This window comes from Pseudomonas sp. C9 (assembly GCF_002000165.1).
Lineage (GTDB): Bacteria > Pseudomonadota > Gammaproteobacteria > Pseudomonadales > Pseudomonadaceae > Aquipseudomonas.
Genome location: NZ_MPAK01000001.1, coordinates 743,815 through 761,163, shown reverse-complemented (window position 1 = coordinate 761,163; position 17,349 = coordinate 743,815). Strand labels below are relative to the sequence as shown.

13 protein-coding genes are annotated in these 17,349 nt (G+C 61.1%); 11 read left to right on the top strand and 2 right to left on the bottom strand.

Going from position 1 to position 17,349, the window contains the following annotated elements:
- Positions 1-11 precede the first annotated feature (11 nt).
- Positions 12-659 carry a two-component system response regulator NarL gene (gene narL / locus BMS17_RS03485; RefSeq protein WP_046028073.1) on the bottom strand — a complete coding sequence of 216 codons (648 nt, stop codon included), beginning with the start codon at positions 657-659 and terminating at the stop codon, positions 12-14.
- A complete protein-coding gene (locus tag BMS17_RS03480) occupies positions 656-2,458 on the bottom strand; it encodes a HAMP domain-containing protein (RefSeq protein WP_077430426.1) in 1,803 nt (600 codons plus the stop codon). Before BMS17_RS03480 ends, narL begins: the two co-directional genes overlap by 4 nt.
- 313 nt (positions 2,459-2,771) lie before the next feature.
- Between BMS17_RS03480 and BMS17_RS03475 the strand changes: the two genes are divergently transcribed.
- From BMS17_RS03475 to BMS17_RS03425, 11 genes are all read left to right on the top strand, one after another.
- The gene (locus tag BMS17_RS03475) at positions 2,772-4,076 is read left to right on the top strand and encodes a nitrate/nitrite transporter (protein WP_046028070.1); all 1,305 of its coding nucleotides are present in this window, start codon (positions 2,772-2,774) and stop codon (positions 4,074-4,076) included.
- On the top strand, positions 4,054-5,451 hold the full coding sequence (locus BMS17_RS03470) for a NarK family nitrate/nitrite MFS transporter (protein ID WP_046028069.1): 1,398 nt from the start codon (positions 4,054-4,056) through the stop codon (positions 5,449-5,451). Before BMS17_RS03475 ends, BMS17_RS03470 begins: the two co-directional genes overlap by 23 nt.
- A gap of 69 nt (positions 5,452-5,520) precedes the next feature.
- A complete protein-coding gene (locus tag BMS17_RS03465) occupies positions 5,521-9,288 on the top strand; it encodes a nitrate reductase subunit alpha (protein WP_077430425.1) in 3,768 nt (1,255 codons plus the stop codon).
- Between the two features lie 9 nt (positions 9,289-9,297).
- Positions 9,298-10,836, top strand: coding sequence for a nitrate reductase subunit beta (gene narH / locus BMS17_RS03460; protein WP_077430424.1), 1,539 nt, complete (start codon positions 9,298-9,300; stop codon positions 10,834-10,836).
- A 2-nt stretch (positions 10,837-10,838) separates the two neighbouring features.
- Entirely contained in the window at positions 10,839-11,594 is a 756-nt protein-coding gene (gene narJ, locus BMS17_RS03455) for a nitrate reductase molybdenum cofactor assembly chaperone (RefSeq protein ID WP_046028063.1), read from the top strand.
- Complete coding sequence (gene narI, locus BMS17_RS03450) at positions 11,587-12,267, top strand: respiratory nitrate reductase subunit gamma (RefSeq protein ID WP_046028062.1); 681 nt, start codon at positions 11,587-11,589, stop codon at positions 12,265-12,267. Before narJ ends, narI begins: the two co-directional genes overlap by 8 nt.
- Before the next feature lie 10 nt (positions 12,268-12,277).
- Positions 12,278-13,240, top strand: coding sequence for a peptidylprolyl isomerase (locus BMS17_RS03445; protein ID WP_046028061.1), 963 nt, complete (start codon positions 12,278-12,280; stop codon positions 13,238-13,240).
- 22 nt (positions 13,241-13,262) lie between these two features.
- Complete coding sequence (moaA, locus tag BMS17_RS03440; protein ID WP_077430423.1) at positions 13,263-14,255, top strand: GTP 3',8-cyclase MoaA; 993 nt, start codon at positions 13,263-13,265, stop codon at positions 14,253-14,255.
- Between the two features lie 163 nt (positions 14,256-14,418).
- A complete protein-coding gene (locus BMS17_RS03435; protein ID WP_046028059.1) occupies positions 14,419-16,431 on the top strand; it encodes a ribonucleoside triphosphate reductase in 2,013 nt (670 codons plus the stop codon).
- Between the two features lie 32 nt (positions 16,432-16,463).
- The gene (nrdD, locus tag BMS17_RS03430) at positions 16,464-16,631 is read left to right on the top strand and encodes an anaerobic ribonucleoside-triphosphate reductase (RefSeq protein ID WP_046028058.1); all 168 of its coding nucleotides are present in this window, start codon (positions 16,464-16,466) and stop codon (positions 16,629-16,631) included.
- On the top strand, positions 16,628-17,323 hold the full coding sequence (locus BMS17_RS03425; protein WP_305879762.1) for an anaerobic ribonucleoside-triphosphate reductase activating protein: 696 nt from the start codon (positions 16,628-16,630) through the stop codon (positions 17,321-17,323). Before nrdD ends, BMS17_RS03425 begins: the two co-directional genes overlap by 4 nt.
- Positions 17,324-17,349: the final 26 nt, after the last annotated feature.

Sequence of the window (17,349 nt, the reverse complement as noted above, 5' to 3'; positions counted from 1 at the left end):
GGGAATGGTGCTCAGCCTGTGTTGCGCAGATGCTCCATCGCCCACACGGCGGCCTCGACGCGCGAGCGCAGCCCCAGTTTGTGCAGCAGGTTCTTCACATGAACCTTGACCGTGCCTTCGGTGATGCCCAGCTTGTGGCCGATCACTTTGTTGCTCAAGCCGCTGGCGATGGTCTTGAGCACCTGACGCTCGCGTTCGGTCAGCTCGACCTCGGCCTGGCGCGGAGGTGAGCGCAGCGCCTGGGCCATGACCCGGGTCAGGCCTGGGCTGACGACCAGCGCGCCGTCCAGGGCATCGCGGATGTACTGAATCAGCAGTTCGGGCTCCATGTCCTTGAGCAGGTAGCCATCGGCGTCCAGGCGCAATGCATCGCGAATATCGTCTTCGGCATCGGAGACCGTAAACAGCAGCACCTTGGCGGTGCAGTGCATGGCCCGCAAGCGTCGCAGGGTTTCAATGCCATTCATTTGCGGCATGTTGTTATCGAGCAGCAACAGGTCAGGTTGCAGCGGCTCGATCATGGCCAGGGCTTCCTCGCCGTGGCTGGCTTCGCCGACAATCAGGAAATCATCTTCAAGTTCGAGCATCTGGCGGATGCCGCGACGCATCATGGGGTGATCGTCGACCAACAGGATCCGGTATTGCGGGGACGGGTTCATGTGACGCTACCTTTTGTGGGTTGTCCGAGAAACTCCGGTCGGAATTCCATCTGGACGAGGGTGCCCTGAGGCTCCCTGGAAACGATCTGCAACTGCCCGTGCAAGCTGCGGGCACGTTCATTCATGATGGTCAGGCCGTGGTGCTCGCGCTGATCGCAACTGTCGCTGAAGCCCCGGCCATCGTCCTCGATCGACAGCCGCACGATCTCGCCGTCCTGGCGCAGTTGCAGCCAGGCGTTTTGCGCGTGGGCATGGCGCAGGCAATTGGAGAGTGCCTCGCGTGTGATCTGGAGGATGTGGATCTGCTCACTGGCGGACATTTCGAACGCCAGGCTGTCGACCTGCAGGTGTACCTGGAACTCGCCCCGGCGGGAAAACTCCTCGGCGGTTTCCTTGAGTTCCGGAATCAGGCCGGCGTCGTGAATCTGCAAGCGGAAGGTGGTCAGCAATTCGCGTAACTGGCGGTAGGCATTGTTCAGCCCTTCGCGCAGTTCCGCGGTGACGTTTTCCAAGGTCTGCACGGGCTCACCCCGACGCATCAGGGTCTGCATGCGGCTGACTTGCAGCTTCATGTACGACAGGGCCTGGGCCAGAGAATCGTGCAACTCGCGGGCAATGATGGTGCGCTCTTCGAGCAACAACAGGCGATGGTCCTGCTCGCGCTGACGCTTGAGCGAGAGCGAGGTGCCGATGAGGTTGGCCAGGGCCTGGATCAGTTGGGTTTCCCAGGCTTGTGGGGCGTGTCCATCGATGAAGTGAGCCTTGAGTTCGCCCAGTTCGTTGCCCTGGTTGCTGATGCTCAACGTGATCGGGTGGGGTTGAAGATGCTTCTGGCAGGTGGCGCAATTGCTGCTGGCGCAGACCTCCCGGTTGCTGGCGCCATGCAGGGCGAGCAATTGCTGGGCCGGGGCCTGCAATTGGCCTTGCAGGCACAGCGACAGGCGCAACCCGGGCAGGCGCGTCTGGAAGCGCCGGATCAATTCGTCCAGGCCCTCGGCGTTGGCCAGGCGTGTGGCCAGGCTGCGACTGCTTTGATACAGCAATTCCAGGGCGGCGTTGGCCTGTTGCAGGTTCAGGGTCTTTTGCAGGACCTGTGTTTCCAGGGTGCGATGAGACTCCTCGATGGTTTCGGCCATGGCATTGAAGCTCATGGCCAACTGTCCCAGCTCGTCTTGAGACTGATGATTGACCCGGGCCTTGAAGTCGCCTCGGCGAAAGCGTTGGGTGGCCTCGACCAATTCGCCCAGCGGGGTCACCACGCTGCATTGCAGTTCGTACAGGCCAATCAGCAGGACGATCATGGTGGTAAACAGGGCCGCCCCCTGAATCACCTGCTGCCAGGTTTGCTTTTGCTCGCTTTGGCGCTGCAACAGGCTGACGAACCGGTTCAGTTGTTCAACGAAGGACTGGGCGCCGGCCTGAAATGTCGTCGCATCGCCGCGGATCAACGCCGGATGCAAGTCTTCGTTCCAGGTTTGCTGGAGCTGCTGGTAGCTGCGTTGCAAGTCGGGATTGGCGCCGTCGTCCAGCACGGTCTTGAGGGACTGGCTGGTGAGGCGCTGTTGCAGGCTCTGTGCAACGCGGGCGAGTTCTTTGGTGTCGGCCCCCGCGGTCAGTTTCCAGCTCAGGTGATAGGTCTCCATGCGCACCGAGCCTGCGGTGTTGATCGCCGCCGCGTCGCCCTGGCTGAACCAGGCAATCAGGCCAGCGCTCAGCGAACTGGCGAGGGCGAGCACGGCAATCAGGATCACCGCGAGACCTGCGCGCGCGGGCAGGGAGCTGCGCAACCAGCGGATCATTCGCGCAGGCCTTGGGTAAACACGTGAAAATCGGCCATGCAGAGCTCCAGGGAACAACCGGTGATGGTTTTGCCGCCGAACCCGGCGCACTACCTCTAAAGAGTTGTCGACCGATCGGTGTCAGCAACGCCGTTGAAACGAAACAGCAAGATGCTGATAAACAAAGGGTTTACAGGTTTTTGCGCACTACCTCCTTGGAGGTAGGCTGCGCAAGCATAGGCTTGTGGGCCTCGGGGCTTCGTTGATCCGGATCAAGTTTTTGCGGGGTTGGCCTCTCTAGTCTGCCGTCATGGCTAATTGACTGGAGAGCGAGATGACTCAACCGCGTGTACGACAAGGCCTGGTGCTGGGCATGAGCACGCTGGCTTTCACCGTGTGCTTCATGGTGTGGATGATGTTTGCCGTGCTCGGCGTGCCCATCAAGGAGTTGCTCCAGCTCAACGAAACCCAGTTCGGCCTGTTGGCCGCCACCCCGGTGCTGACCGGCTCGCTGGCACGCTTGCCACTGGGCCTTTTGACCGACCGCTTCGGCGGGCGCATCGTGTTTTTCCTGCTGATGCTGTCCTGCGTGTTGCCGCTGTACCTGATCAGCCATGCCACGGCGTACTGGCAGTTCCTGGTCCTGGGCCTGTTCGTCGGCCTGGCCGGGGGCTCGTTTTCCGTCGGTATTGCCTACGTCGCCAAGTGGTTCGACCAGGACAACCAGGGCTTTGCCATGGGCATCTTCGGCGCGGGAAATGCCGGGGCCGCCGTCACCAAGTTTCTCGCCCCGGCGCTGATTGCCGCCGGTAGCTGGCAACTGGTGCCGAAAGTCTTCAGCGCAATTCTGTTTATCACTGCGCTGCTGTTCTGGTTTCTCAGTTCAGACAACAAGCAGCATCGCAGTGCCTCGGGCGCGAGTCTTCGCCAGCAGCTTGGCGCACTGAAAGACCCGGCGGTGTGGCGCTATTGCCAGTACTACTCGATCGTCTTCGGTGGCTATGTCGCCCTGGCGCTGTGGATGACGCGCTACTACGTGCAGGAATACGGTTTCAGCCTGCAAAGCGCTGCGCTGTTGGCCGCCTGCTTCTCCTTGCCGGGCGGCGTGCTGCGCGCCGTCGGTGGCTGGATGTCCGATCGCTGGGGCGCGCAAAGCGTGACCTGGTGGGTGTTGTGGGTGAGCTGGATCTGCCTGTTCCTGCTGTCCTATCCGCAGACCCAACTGCAAGTGCAAACCGTCAACGGCCCGCTGGATTTCCACATCGGCCTCAATCCCGCGCTGTTCACCGTGCTGCTGTTCGTCATGGGCATCGCCTTCGCGTTCGGCAAGGCCTCGGTCTTCAAATACATCGCCAACGACTACCCGAAAAACATGGGCGCGGTGTCCGGCATCGTCGGCCTGGCCGGTGGTTTGGGCGGCTTTGTCCTGCCCATTCTGTTCGGCGCGCTGATGGACCTGACCGGCGTGCGCTCCTCCTGCTTCATGTTGTTGTACGGCGTGGTCTGGGTGTCCCTGGCCTGGATGTACTTCAGCGAAATACGCCGCCGCCCGCTGCTCGGCAAGCCGCTCGTGGCAAACGCGACTCAGATTTCCAGCATTGCTCAAGGAGACAACCATGTCCGTACTGCAAAAGCCTGACAAGGGGCCGGTCATTCATGACTGGCGCCCGGAAGATCCCGAGTTCTGGGGACGTAGCGGTAAACAGACGGCGACGCGCAACCTGTGGATTTCCATTCCCGCACTGCTGCTGGCGTTTGCCGTGTGGATGGTCTGGAGCACGGTGATCGTGCGCCTGAACGCCATCGGTTTCAGTTTCACCACTGACCAGTTGTTCTGGCTGGCCGCGTTGCCGGGGTTGTCCGGTGCGACCCTGCGGATTTTCTACTCGTTCATGGTGCCGATTTTCGGCGGCCGCCGCTGGACCGCCCTGAGCACGGCTTCGCTGGTGCTGCCGGCGTTGTGGATGGGGTTTGCCGTGCAGGACCCGAGCACGTCTTACAGCGTGTTTGTGTGGATTGCATTGCTGTGCGGTTTCGGCGGCGGCAACTTCGCGTCGAGCATGTCCAACATCAGCTTTTTCTACCCTAAATCCCAGCAGGGCACGGCCCTGGGCCTGAACGCCGGCTTGGGCAACCTGGGGGTTTCGGTCATGCAGTTCAGTGTGCCGCTGGTGATCACCTTCGGGGTGTTCGGCGTCCTCGGCGGCCAGCCGCAAACACTCGAAGACGGCAGTCAGCTGTGGCTGCAGAACGCCGGCTTCATCTGGGTGCCCTTCATCATTGCGGTGACCTTGCTGGCCTGGTTCTGCATGAACGATTTGTCCAGCGCACGGGCCTCGTTCAGCGAGCAGGCAGTGATTTTCAAGCGCAAGCACAACTGGCTGATGTGCTGGTTGTACCTGGCCACTTTCGGTTCGTTCATTGGTTTCTCCGCAGCCTTTCCGTTGCTGATCAAGACCGCGTTTCCCGAAGTCGTTGCGCTGAAATTTGCCTTCCTCGGCCCGTTGGTAGGCGCGCTGGTGCGGCCATTGGGCGGTTGGCTGGCGGACAAGCTCGGCGGTGCGCGGGTCACCCTGTGGAACTTCGTGCTGATGATTGTGATGGTCTTCGGCGTCCTGCACTTCCTGCCGCAGAACGGCACCGGCGGCAACTTCTACGGCTACCTCGGCATGTTCATGCTGCTGTTCATCACCACTGGCGTGGGCAACGGCTCCACGTTCCGCATGATCCCGGTGATCTTCCGCACCCTGCATGAAAAAGCGGCTGCCGGGAAGGCGCCGGAGGTCCGTGAACAGGCCCTGAAAAATGCTGGCAAAGAGTCGGCCGCCGTCCTGGGCTTCAGCTCGGCCATGGGCGCCTTCGGGGCGTTCTTCATTCCCAAATCCTTCGGCACATCCATGGCCCAGACCGGCGGCCCGGAGATGGCCTTCTACATGTTCGTCGGCTTTTACCTGAGTTGCATTGTGGTGACCTGGTGGTGGTACGCCCGAAAAGGTGCTGCGACGCCCTGCTGACAGAAACCGAATCCAAACCTTGCACGGGCGGGGCATAGAACCCCGCAGCAAGCCTGAGAGGAAAGCACCATGAGTCATTTGTTGGATCAACTGCGGTTTTTTAATCGCAAGCAAAGCGAGTTTTCCGAGGGGCACGGGGAGACCCGCAAGGAGTCCCGCGACTGGGAGAATGTCTACCGCTCGCGCTGGCAGTACGACAAGATCGTGCGCTCCACCCACGGGGTGAACTGCACCGGTTCGTGCTCGTGGAAGATTTACGTGAAGAACGGCCTGATCACTTGGGAAACCCAGCAGACCGATTACCCGCGTACCCGCAACGACCTGCCGAATCATGAGCCACGCGGCTGTCCGCGCGGGGCCAGTTACAGCTGGTACATCTACAGCGCCAACCGGCTCAAGTACCCGAAAATTCGCAAGCCATTGCTCAAGTTGTGGCGCGAGGCGCGTCTGAAGCTGGCGCCGGTCGAAGCCTGGGCCAGCATTGTCGAGAACAAAGCCAAGGCCGACTCCTACAAGAGCAAACGCGGCATGGGCGGCTTCATCCGTTCCAACTGGGAGGAAGTCAACGAGATCATTGCCGCGGCCAACGTCTACACCATCAAGCAATACGGTCCTGACCGTGTGGTGGGCTTCTCGCCGATTCCGGCCATGTCGATGGTCAGCTACGCCGCAGGCGCCCGTTACCTGTCGCTGATCGGCGGCGCCTGCCTGAGTTTCTACGACTGGTACTGCGACTTGCCACCGGCCTCGCCGATGGTCTGGGGCGAGCAGACCGACGTGCCGGAATCGGCCGACTGGTACAACTCCAACTACATCATTGCCTGGGGTTCCAACGTTCCGCAGACCCGTACCCCCGACGCGCATTTCTTCACCGAAGTTCGCTACAAGGGCACCAAGACCGTGGCCATCACCCCCGACTATTCGGAAGTGGCCAAGCTCACCGACTTGTGGCTCAACCCCAAGCAGGGCACCGACGCGGCACTGGCTCAAGCGTTCAACCATGTGATCTTCAAAGAATTCCACCTGGACAAGCCGAGCGCCTATTTCACCGACTACGCCAAACGCTTCACCGACCTGCCGGTGCTGGTGCTGCTCAAACCGATGCTCGGTGTTGCGCCGGGTGCCGGGTATCAACCGGATCGCTTCTTGCGGGCCTCGGACCTGACCGACAACCTCGGCCAGGAAAACAACCCGGAATGGAAAACCATCGCCCTCGACGCCAGCGGCGAACTGGTCTCGCCGCTAGGCTCGATCGGTTATCGCTGGGGCGAGCAGGGCAAGTGGAACATCCAGGCCCGTGAAGGCGGCGAGGGCCGTGAAGTCGATCTGACCCTGAGCCTGATCGGTGGTGAGGTCACGGAAGTGGCGTTCCCGTACTTCGCCGGTGAATCCCAGGAATACTTCCAGCACGTCGCCGGCGATGCCGTGCAGTACCGTCGTGTGCCGGTACGCAGCCTGACCCTGGCGGATGGCAGCCAGGCCAAAGTGGCCACCGTGTTCGACCTGTCGGCCGCCAACCTGGCCATCGATCGCGGCCTGGGCGGCGCCAACGTGGCCAAGGACTACAACGACGCCAATGTGCCCGGCACCCCGGCCTGGCAAGAGCAGATCACTGGCGTGAGCCGTGAGAAGGCGATCCAGATTGCCCGTGAGTTTGCCGACAACGCCGACAAGACCCGTGGTCGTTCGATGATCATCGTCGGTGCGGCGATGAACCACTGGTACCACATGGACATGAACTACCGCGGGCTGATCAACATGCTCATGCTCTGCGGTTGCGTCGGCCAGACCGGTGGCGGCTGGGCACACTACGTGGGCCAGGAAAAACTCCGTCCGCAATGCGGCTGGCTGCCCCTGGCGTTCGGCCTGGACTGGAGCCGTCCGCCACGCCAGATGAACGGCACCAGCTTCTTCTACGCCCACAGTTCCCAGTGGCGCCACGAGAAGATGAGCATGCACGACGTGCTCTCGCCGCTGGCAGACAAGAGCCAGTTCCCCGAGCATGCGCTGGACTACAACATCCGCGCCGAACGTGCTGGCTGGTTGCCTAGCGCGCCACAGTTGAACACCAACCCGCTGCACATTTGCCGTGACGCTGCTGCGGCCGGCATGGCGCCCAAAGACTACGTGGTCAAGTCGTTACACGAAGGTTCGCTGCGTTTTTCCTGCGAACAGCCCGACAGCCCGGTCAACTTCCCGCGCAACATGTTCATCTGGCGCTCCAACCTGTTGGGGTCGTCGGGCAAGGGCCACGAGTACATGCTCAAGTACTTGCTGGGCACCAAGAACGGGGTGATGAACGAGGACATCGGCAAGGTCGGCGACTGCAAACCGACCGAAGCCGAGTGGGTAGACGAGGGCGCCATCGGCAAGCTCGACCTGGTCACCACGCTGGACTTCCGCATGTCTTCGACCTGCGTCTATTCCGACATCGTGTTGCCGACGGCCACATGGTACGAAAAAGACGACATGAACACCTCGGACATGCACCCCTTCATTCACCCGTTGTCGGCAGCCATTGACCCGGCCTGGGAATCGCGCTCCGACTGGGAAATCTACAAGGGCATCGCCAAGTCGTTCTCCGAAATGGCGGTCGGTCACCTGGGTGTCGAGCAGGACCTGGTCACCGTGCCGTTGATGCATGACAGCGTCGGCGAACTGGCCCAGCCTTTCGGCGGTACGGACTGGAAAAGTGAGGGCGTGGCGCCGCAACCCGGCAAAAACGCACCGAACCTGCAAGTGGTGGAGCGCGACTACCCGAACATCTACAAGCAGTTCACCTCCTTGGGGCCTTTGCTGGAGAAGCATGGCAACGGCGGCAAGGGCATCAACTGGAACACCGAGGAAGAAGTGAAATTCCTGGGCGAACTCAATTACCGCGAGCGCGAGCCCGGGATCAGCCAAGGGCGGCCGAAAATTGAAACGGCCATCGATGCGGCCGAGGTGATTCTGTCCCTGGCCCCTGAAACCAATGGCCATGTTGCCGTCAAGGCGTGGGCCGCACTGTCGGAATTCACCGGCATCGACCACAGCCACCTGGCACTGCCCAAGGCGCACGAGGCGATTCGCTTCCGCGATATTCAGGCGCAGCCACGCAAGATCATTTCCAGCCCGACCTGGTCAGGCCTGGAAGACGATCACGTCAGCTATAACGCCGGCTACACCAACGTTCATGAAGCGATTCCATGGCGCACCATCACCGGCCGCCAGCAGTTCTACCAGGATCACCCGTGGATGCAGGCGTTCGGCGAGCAACTGATGAGTTACCGCCCACCCGTCAACACGCGGACCATCGAAGGGGTGAAGGGCAAGCGCAGCAATGGCGAAACCGAAATCGTCCTGAACTGGATCACGCCGCACCAGAAATGGGGCATCCACAGCACCTACAGCGACAACCTGCTGATGCTCACGCTGAGCCGTGGCGGACCGATTGTCTGGCTCTCGGAAATCGACGCAAAACGTGCCGGTATCGAGGACAACGACTGGATCGAATGCTTCAACGTCAACGGTGCCCTGACGGCCCGGGCGGTGGTCAGTCAGCGGGTCAAGGAAGGCATGGTGATGATGTACCACGCCCAGGAACGGATCGTGAACGTGCCGGGTTCGGAAACCACCAAGACCCGTGGCGGCCATCACAACTCGGTCACCCGGGTGGTGCTCAAGCCGACCCACATGATCGGCGGCTATGCCCAGCAAGCCTACGGTTTCAACTATTACGGCACGGTCGGTTGCAACCGCGACGAGTTCGTCGTGGTGCGCAAGATGGCCAAAGTCGACTGGCTCGATGGTTCGACCGGCGATGATCTGCCGCGTCCCCTGCCGACCGAGATGGATTGAGGAGTTGTCATGAAAATTCGTTCACAAATCGGCATGGTGCTGAACCTCGACAAATGCATCGGGTGCCACACGTGCTCGATCACCTGCAAGAACGTCTGGACCAGCCGTGAAGGCATGGAATACGCCTGGTTCAACAACGTTGAAAGCAAACCCGGCATCGGCTACCCGAAAGAATGGGAAAACCAGGACAAGTGGAAGGGCGGCTGGGTTCGTAATGCCAACGGCACGATAAACCCGCGCATCGGCGGCAAATTCCGCGTGTTGGCGAATATTTTTGCCAACCCGGACCTGCCGAGTCTCGACGACTATTACGAACCCTTCGACTTCGATTATCAGCACTTGCACACCGCGCCGCTGGGTGAGCACCAGCCCACCGCACGCCCGCGTTCGCTGGTTTCCGGCAAGCGCATGGAGAAAATCGAATGGGGCCCGAACTGGGAGGAAATCCTCGGCACCGAGTTTGCCAAGCGGCGCAAGGACAAGAACTTCGACAAGATCCAGGCGGACATTTACGGCGAATACGAAAACACTTTCATGATGTATTTGCCGCGCCTGTGTGAGCACTGCCTGAACCCGGCGTGCGCGGCGTCCTGCCCGAGCGGGGCGATCTACAAGCGTGAGGAAGACGGGATTGTCCTGATCGACCAGGAGAAGTGCCGCGGCTGGCGGATGTGCATCAGTGGCTGCCCGTACAAGAAGATCTATTTCAACTGGAAAAGCGGCAAGTCCGAGAAGTGCATTTTCTGCTACCCGCGTATTGAAGCCGGGATGCCGACGGTCTGCGCGGAAACCTGTGTCGGGCGCATCCGTTACCTCGGTGTGCTGTTGTATGACGCCGACCGCATCAGCGAAGTGGCCAGCACCGCCAATGAGCAGGACCTCTACGAGAAGCAGCTGGAGATCTTCCTCGACCCTAACGACCCGGCCGTGATTCGCCAGGCACTGGCCGACGGTGTGCCGCAGTCGGTGATCGACTCGGCGCAGCGTTCGCCGGTCTACAAAATGGCCGTGGACTGGAAGCTCGCGCTGCCATTGCACCCTGAATACCGCACCCTGCCAATGGTCTGGTATGTACCGCCACTGTCGCCGATCCAGAACGCGGCGGCCGCCGGCACCGTGGGCATGAACGGCGTCATCCCGGATGTCGACAGCCTGCGCATTCCCCTGCGTTACCTGGCCAACATGCTGACTGCCGGTGATGTCAGACCGGTCAAGCGTGCGCTCAAACGCATGCTGGCGATGCGTGCCTACAAGCGCTCCGAACAGGTGGACGGGGTTCAGGACCTGCAAGTGCTCAAGGATGTCGGGCTGAGCGTGAATCAGGTCGAGGAGATGTACCGCTACCTGGCGATCGCCAACTATGAAGACCGTTTTGTGGTGCCTAGCGCACACCGGGAAGACGCCATGAGCGACGCGTTCGCCGAGCGTTCCGGTTGCGGCTTCAGTTTCGGCAGCGGTTGCAGCGGCAGTTCCGACACCAACATGTTCGGGGCGAAGAAGGCCAACCGCCGCGACATCCTGAAAACCGTGCAGTTGTGGGAGGAATGAGCATGCGCATTCTCAAGGTTATTTCGTTGCTGCTCGATTACCCGACCCAAAGCCTGGTTTTCGGTCGCGATGAACTGGAGCAGGCCATCCACCAGTCACGGGAAATCAGCCCTCGGCAACGGGGGGCGTTGTTCGAGTTGCTGGAGCTGATTTGCGGCAACGACCTCATGGACGGACAGGAGCACTACGGTGCCTTGTTCGGTCGCGGTCGCTCGCTGTCACTGCTGCTGTTCGAGCATGTCCACGGTGAGTCCCGCGACCGTGGCCAGGCGATGGTCGACATGATGGCGCAGTACGAAGCCGCCGGTTTTGCCATCGGCGTCAAAGAGCTGCCGGACTACATCCCGCTGTACCTGGAGTTCCTGTCCACCCGTGACGACCTCGAAGCCCGCGAAGGGTTGGCCGATGTTTCACACCTGTTAGCGTTGCTGGCGGCCCGTCTGGAGGAGCGCGAAAGCGCGTACGCCAGTTGCTTCCGGGCACTGCTGCAAATTGCCGGCGCCGAACCGCAGGAGGCGGTCGCGCAATTGCGTGCGCAGGTCGCCGCCGAATCCAGGGATGACTCGCTGGAGGCGCTGGACAAGGTGTGGGAAGAGGAGGCGGTGGACTTCCTCCAGGCCGAACAGCAGGACCGTTGTGGCTCGCAGCCAAGTGCGCCGGGCAAGGCCCGGGAAGAAAGCGCGGTACCGCTGCACTGGGTCGATTTTCAGCATGAAGGCGTGGCCAGCGTGCCCGCCGCGGAGGTACGCAATGTCTAAGTGGAACCTGTTGTTGTTCGGGGTTTATCCCTATGTCGCGCTGGCGATCTGTCTGCTGGGCAGTTGGGCACGCTTCGATCTCTCGCAGTACACCTGGAAGGCTGGTTCCAGCCAGATGCTGAACAATCGCGGGATGCGCGTGGCGAGCAATTTTTTCCACATCGGTGTGCTGTTTGTGCTGGCCGGACACTTCGTCGGCCTGCTGACCCCGGCGTCGGTCTATCACCATGTGATCAGCACCGAGCACAAGCAATTGCTGGCGATGGTCTCCGGCGGCTTTTTCGGCCTGTTGTGCCTGGTCGGTTTGCTGATGCTGGTGAAACGGCGCCTGAGCGACCCGCGCGTGCGCGCCACGTCCAGCACCTCGGACATCCTGGTGTTGCTGGTGCTGCTGGCGCAGTTGGTGCTCGGCTTGCTGACCATCGTGGCGTCCACTGAACACATGGACGGCTCGGTGATGGTGATGCTCGCGGACTGGGCACAGAACACCGTGCTCTTGCGTCCGGTGGAAGCCGCGACGGCGATGGCACCGGTTGGCCTGGTCTACAAGCTGCACGTGCTGCTCGGCCTGACCCTGTTCGTGCTGTTCCCGTTCACCCGTCTGGTACACATCATCAGTGCGCCGGTCTGGTACCTGGGACGTCGCTATCAAATCGTTCGGCAGAAAATCTGAGGAGGCAATCATGTCAGGTGGATGTGGATGTGGCGGCGGTAACGGTGGCAGCGGCGGTTGTGGTTCTTCACGCCCCGCGGAACCGGTGATGCCCGAAATCGAGGAGGGTGGGGCGGTGATGTTTGAACCACCACACCCAGAACCCGCGCAGGCTGACGAAGCCCCTGCGCAACTGATCGCCAGCAGTGAGCAGGAATGGCCGATCATCAGCGTCAACGAGGTGTCGATTACCCCGGAGGCCATGGCCCGGGAGCTGCAATATCATCCGGCGCCCAGCCGTGAAGAGGCGGTGTACCACGCCGCCCGGGCACTGGTGATCCGCGAATTGCTGCAGCAGCGCATCGCCGAGCTCGACTTGTCACTGGAGTTGGGTGCTGGCGAAAACGAAGAGGAGGCCGCCACGCGTTTGTTGCTTGAGCGCGAGGTGCAGGTGCCCGAGTGTGACGAGGCCACCTGTCAGCGTTACTACGACAGCAACCGTGCCCGCTTTCACAGTGCACCGTTGCTGGCGGTGCGGCACATCCTGCTCGAATGCGCGCCGGACGATGCCGAGGCGCGCAGCCTGGCGCACGTTCAGGCTGAACTCCTGCTGCAACGCCTGGCGGATTTGCCGGGCAGTTTCGCCGAGCTGGCGCAGAAATACTCGGCCTGCCCGTCGAAAGCCCAGGGCGGGTCGCTGGGGCAGATCAGCAAAGGCCAGACGGTGCCGGAACTGGAGCGGCAGTTGTTCACCCTGGCCCCGGGTTTGGCCAGCAAGCCATTGGAAAGCCGGTTTGGCTGGCACGTCGTCAGCGTCGATCAGCGGATCGAAGGCAAGGCCTTGCCCTATGAAGTGGTCTCGACGGCGATCCGCACCCAGTTGCAACAGGGTGTCTGGCAAAAGGCGCTGGTGCAGTACCTGCAAACCCTGATCGGTGCGGCAGATATTCGCGGTATTCACTTACAGGGCGCCGACTCGCCGCTGGTGCAGTGAGTGTGTGATCAAGGGGAATGTGATGGGCACGCTGATGCAGGATGGGTTTGGACGGCAGATCGACTATTTGCGGATGTCGGTGACGGACCGTTGTGATTTTCGCTGTGTGTATTGCATGGCTAAAAACATGACGTTTCTGCCGCGCCAGCAGGTGCTCACCCTGGAGGAGTTGCAGCGCCTGGCGACGCTGTTCGTCGGCCTGGGTGTGCGCAAGATCCGCCTGACAGGGGGCGAACCGTTGATTCGCCCCGGCATCGTCGACCTCTGCCGCCACATTGCCGCCTTGCCGGGTTTGCGCGAGCTGGTGATGACCAGCAATGGTTCACAACTGCAACGTTTGGCCCGGCCGCTGGTAGAGGCCGGCGTCAAACGGATGAACATCAGCCTCGATAGCCTGGACCCGCAAAAGTTTCTCGCGATCACCCGCAACGGCGATCTCGATCAGGTCCTTGCTGGCATTGAGGCGGCCTGTGGTGCGGGGTTCGAGCGGGTCAAGCTCAACTGCGTGGTGATGAAAGGACGCAACTTCGATGAAGTGCTGCCACTGGTGCAATACGCCATTGATCAGCGCATCGATATCAGTTTCATCGAGGAAATGCCGTTGGGCGATGTCGGCCGTGCCCGGGGCGAGTCGTTCTGTTCCAGCGACGAGGTCCGGGCGCTGATCGCCAGCCGTCATCCGTTGCTCGACAGCACGGAAAACAGCGGTGGCCCGGCGCGGTATGTGCGCCTGGCACAGCATCCCGACACCCGGATCGGTTTTATCTCGCCCAACAGCCACAACTTCTGTGGCACCTGCAACCGGGTGCGAATGACCGTTGAAGGGCGGCTGCTGCTGTGCCTGGGACAGGACGATGCGCTGGATTTGCGCGGCTTGTTGCGCCGCTATCCGCTGGACGATCAGCCCTTGATCAACGCGGTGCAACAGGCCTTGCGCCACAAGCCGCTGCGTCACGATTTCAACCCCGAAGGGACGGTGCAGTTGGTGCGATTCATGAACATGAGCGGAGGGTGAAACGAACCGCCAGGCAACGGTTTTAATCAATCGCCTTCGGGCGATTTTTTTTGCCGGTGATTCTTGATGTCGGTCAATTGCAGGAACGTCCATTGTCCGTAGCCTGCACTGCATATTGTGTTTTCAAGCCAATTAAAACCTATATGTAGTGTCTGGAGTTCCAATGCATAGCACGCTGATCAGTGTAGGACGCAACCGGCTGCACAAACGCGATGGCAGTCTGGTTGCCTTCGATGCGGACAAGATCCGCCAGGCGTTGATTGCCGCGGGCAAGGCCACGGGCGAATACACCGAGGTCGAAGCCGAGGGGCTGCTCAAGGCGGTACTGGCCCAGCTGGAAGGACAGGCTCGACTGCATGTCGAGCAGATCCAGGATCGGGTTGAACGGGTGTTGATGGACGCCGGTTTTTTCTTCGCCATGCGCGCCTACATCGTCTATCGCGAGCAGCACGGCCGTCTGCGCCGTGATCGCAAGACGATGGTCGAGGTGGCAACTTCGATGAACGAGTACCTGGACCGTGAGGATTGGCGGGTGCAAGCCAACGCCAACCAGGGGTATTCACTGGGTGGGCTGGTGCTCAATGTGTCGGGCAAGGTCACCGCCAATTACTGGCTGGACGAGGTGTACAACGAGGCCATCGGCCAGGCCCACCGCGAGGCGGATCTGCATGTGCACGACCTCGATATGTTGGCCGGTTACTGCGCGGGCTGGTCGCTGCGCACGCTGTTGCACGAAGGCCTTAATGGCGTGCCCGGGCGGGTCGAAGCCGGTCCGCCGAAGCACTTGAGCAGTGCCTTGGGGCAGATGGTGAATTTCCTGGGCACCCTGCAAAACGAATGGGCCGGCGCCCAGGCGTTCAGTTCGTTCGACACCTACCTGGCGCCCTACGTGCGCAAGGACGGGTTGAGCTTTCAACAAGTGAGACAGGCGATTCAGGAGTTCATCTACAACCTGAACGTGCCCTCGCGCTGGGGCACCCAGACGCCCTTTACCAACCTGACGTTTGACTGGGTGTGCCCGGAAGATTTGCGCGAGCAGATCCCGGTGATCGGCGGTGAAGAAATGCCCTTTGCCTACGGTGACCTGCAGGTGGAAATGGACTTGCTCAACCGCGCCTACATCGAGGTGATGCAGGCGGGTGACGCCAAGGGAAGGGTGTTCACCTTTCCGATCCCGACCTACAACATCACCCATGATTTTCCCTGGGACAGCGAAAACGCTGACCGACTGTTCGAGATGACCGCCCGTTACGGGCTGCCGTATTTCCAGAACTTCCTCAATTCGGACATGCAGCCCAATCAAGTACGATCGATGTGTTGTCGTTTGCAACTGGATGTCCGCGAATTGCTCAAGCGCGGCGGTGGCCTGTTCGGCTCGGCCGAGCAAACCGGATCGCTGGGCGTGGTGACCATCAATTGCGCACGCCTGGGTTACCTGTTCAAAGGCAACGCCAGCGCCTTGCTGCAGCGGCTGGACAGGTTGATGGAGCTGGCGATGGAGAGCCTGGAGGTCAAGCGCAAGGTGATCCAGCACCATATGGACGCCGGTTTGTACCCTTACACCAAGCGCTACCTGGGAACCCTGCGCAATCACTTTTCCACCATCGGCCTTAATGGCCTGCATGAAATGCTGCGCAACTTCAGCGGTGACGAGCAGGGCATGCACACCGAGCAGGGGCGCACGTTTGCCTTGCAGCTGCTGGACCATGTGCGCGCGACCCTGGTGCGTTTCCAGGAAGAAACCGGCCATCTCTACAACCTCGAAGCGACCCCGGCCGAAGGCACCACTTACCGGTTTGCCAAGGAAGACCTCAAGCGTTACCCCGACATTCTCCAGGCCGGCAGCCGCGAGGCGCCGTATTACACCAACTCCTCGCAACTGCCGGCGGGCTTTACCGACGACCCCTTCGAAGCCCTGGAGTTGCAGGATGAACTGCAATGCAAATACACCGGCGGCACGGTGTTGCACTTGTACATGGCCGAGCGGATTTCCTCGGCCAAGGCCTGTAAGCAATTGGTGCGTAAAGCGCTCGGGCGCTTCCGCCTGCCGTACCTGACGGTGACCCCGACGTTCTCCATTTGCCCGGTCCACGGCTACCTCGATGGCGAACACGAGTTCTGCCCCAAATGCGACGAAGCCTTGTTGCGCAAGCAACACTTGAGCACGACCCATTGATTTCGTTTCACTCAACCGCAAGGAGCTACACCATGAATGCACTGCACACATTGCCCCAAGCCCAACGTCAACGTTGTGAAGTCTGGACCCGTGTGATGGGCTATCACCGCCCGGTCTCGGCGTTCAATCCGGGTAAACAGTCCGAGCACCGCGAGCGAGTCCACTTCACCGAATGCGCGGCCTCGGCCGATCGCCAATGAGTCGAACGCTCAGGGTCGGGGGCATGGTGCCCCTGACCACGCTCGACTATCCGGGCATGCTGGCCTGCGTATTGTTCTGCCAGGGTTGTGCCTGGCGTTGTCGTTACTGCCATAACCCGCAATTGATCCCGCCTCGCGGCAGCGAAGAGGTGGAGTGGAGCCGGGTGTTGGCGTTCCTGCAGCGCCGTGAGGACCTGCTCGATGCCGTGGTGTTCAGCGGTGGCGAACCCACGTTGCAGGATGGATTGCTGGCGGCCATGGATACCGTGCGCGCGATGGGGTTTCGTATCGGCCTGCACAGTGCCGGGATCAAGCCGGACGCGTTTGCCAGGGCTGTGGCCGGTGCTGATTGGGTCGGTTTTGACGTCAAGGCGCTGGCCGAGGATTGCCTGGCGGTCACCGGTGTCCGGGGCAGTGGCGTGGCCAACTGGAAAAGCCTGGAGCATCTGCTGGCCAGTGGCGTCGACTATGAGTGTCGCACCACGGTGCATTGGCACTTGCTCTCTCCCACCCGGCTGTTGACCCTCGCCCGACGTTTGAGCGAGCGCGGGGTCAAGCGTTTTGCCGTGCAATTGGTCCGGACCGAACGAATGCTCGATCCGCGCCTGTCGAGTGTTTCATTGCAGTTTGATCAGGTTGAATTGTGGGCGGCCCTGCGTGAGCTGTTTCCGGAGTTCGTGTTGCGCGGTTAGTGATCGTTCCCACGCTCTGCGTGGGA

Excerpts from the sequence above, each read along its gene's own strand:
- BMS17_RS03445 (WP_046028061.1), top strand. The coding sequence starts at position 12,278 with ATGTCAGGTGGATGTGGATGTGGCGGCGGTAACGGTGGCAGCGGCGGT.
- BMS17_RS03470 (WP_046028069.1), top strand. The coding sequence starts at position 4,054 with ATGTCCGTACTGCAAAAGCCTGACAAGGGGCCGGTCATTCATGACTGG.
- narL (WP_046028073.1), bottom strand. The coding sequence starts at position 659 with ATGAACCCGTCCCCGCAATACCGGATCCTGTTGGTCGACGATCACCCC.
- narJ (WP_046028063.1), top strand. The coding sequence starts at position 10,839 with ATGCGCATTCTCAAGGTTATTTCGTTGCTGCTCGATTACCCGACCCAA.
- BMS17_RS03435 (WP_046028059.1), top strand. The coding sequence starts at position 14,419 with ATGCATAGCACGCTGATCAGTGTAGGACGCAACCGGCTGCACAAACGC.
- nrdD (WP_046028058.1), top strand. The coding sequence starts at position 16,464 with ATGAATGCACTGCACACATTGCCCCAAGCCCAACGTCAACGTTGTGAA.
- BMS17_RS03425 (WP_305879762.1), top strand. The coding sequence starts at position 16,628 with ATGAGTCGAACGCTCAGGGTCGGGGGCATGGTGCCCCTGACCACGCTC.
- narI (WP_046028062.1), top strand. The coding sequence starts at position 11,587 with ATGTCTAAGTGGAACCTGTTGTTGTTCGGGGTTTATCCCTATGTCGCG.
- BMS17_RS03465 (WP_077430425.1), top strand. The coding sequence starts at position 5,521 with ATGAGTCATTTGTTGGATCAACTGCGGTTTTTTAATCGCAAGCAAAGC.
- BMS17_RS03480 (WP_077430426.1), bottom strand. The coding sequence starts at position 2,458 with ATGATCCGCTGGTTGCGCAGCTCCCTGCCCGCGCGCGCAGGTCTCGCG.
- BMS17_RS03475 (WP_046028070.1), top strand. The coding sequence starts at position 2,772 with ATGACTCAACCGCGTGTACGACAAGGCCTGGTGCTGGGCATGAGCACG.
- moaA (WP_077430423.1), top strand. The coding sequence starts at position 13,263 with ATGGGCACGCTGATGCAGGATGGGTTTGGACGGCAGATCGACTATTTG.
- narH (WP_077430424.1), top strand. The coding sequence starts at position 9,298 with ATGAAAATTCGTTCACAAATCGGCATGGTGCTGAACCTCGACAAATGC.